The organism is Leisingera sp. JC1, assembly GCF_001679925.1.
Classification (GTDB): Bacteria; Pseudomonadota; Alphaproteobacteria; order Rhodobacterales; family Rhodobacteraceae; genus Leisingera.
Window position 1 is genome coordinate 1 of the sequence record NZ_LYUZ01000045.1, and the last position, 797, is coordinate 797.

Here is a 797-nt window from a genome sequence, read left to right on the forward strand (position 1 = left end):
CCTGAAGCCGCTTCACACCGCTTGCCTTTTCAGCCCCTTGAGGCGCTTGTCTGCCCAGATTGCCTCACTTTACGTTGTTTAGTATCGTCAATTGGCACCATTTTGCCGCGAGGGAGGAAGGAACCGCAGTTGATATCTTTTAAAACACTCCTTCGCGTGAGTGGCCTTGCGGTTCTGCTGCTGATCTCCGGCGTGCTGGCCGTGGATTTCTGGGCCAAGGAATACCGCCCGCCGCCCTGGTACTCCTCCGGCTTCGGCTGGTCTGCGGATGAGGATATCTCCAGCGCCTTTGCGGAACTGCTTTCGAACAGGACATTCAAGCCCGGCAGCACGCTGGTTCTCGAGCACACCTACAAGATCTCAGGCTCGAACCTGCGGCTGCCCAAGGATTTCACCCTCACCGCCCTCCCGGGCGCGGGCCTGGATGTGCGCACGGCTTCCCCCGCCGACACCTCGGCGCTGTTCATCCTCTCCGACGGGGTGACGGTGGACAATGTCACCTTCGGCGTGGTGAACGCGCCCAAGACCAGCTATGACGGGATCCTTCCGGCGGCCGGCCAGGATTACCACAAGAAACGGGTGCTGGTTGTCGATGGCGACAACGTCACGATCGAGGACAGCGCCTTCTCGGGCAATGTTTCGATGCATGTCGACGTGCAGGGCGGCAACAATCTGACCGTTGAAAGCAGCCTGTTCGACGGCGGTTTCTACCAGCTGCGTGTCGTGCAAGGCGATGGCGCCACGATTTCCGGCAGCCATTTCCGCAATTCGCTGGGGGACGGCATCAAGACCGAAAG

At 60.2% G+C, this 797-nt stretch carries 1 protein-coding gene; it reads left to right on the forward strand.

Features of this window, described 5'->3' with window-relative positions:
• Window positions 1–156: 156 nt before the first annotated feature.
• Window positions 157–797: right-handed parallel beta-helix repeat-containing protein (locus tag A9D60_RS04950; protein ID WP_141117821.1), on the forward strand; the 641-nt coding region annotated here is incomplete at its 3' end.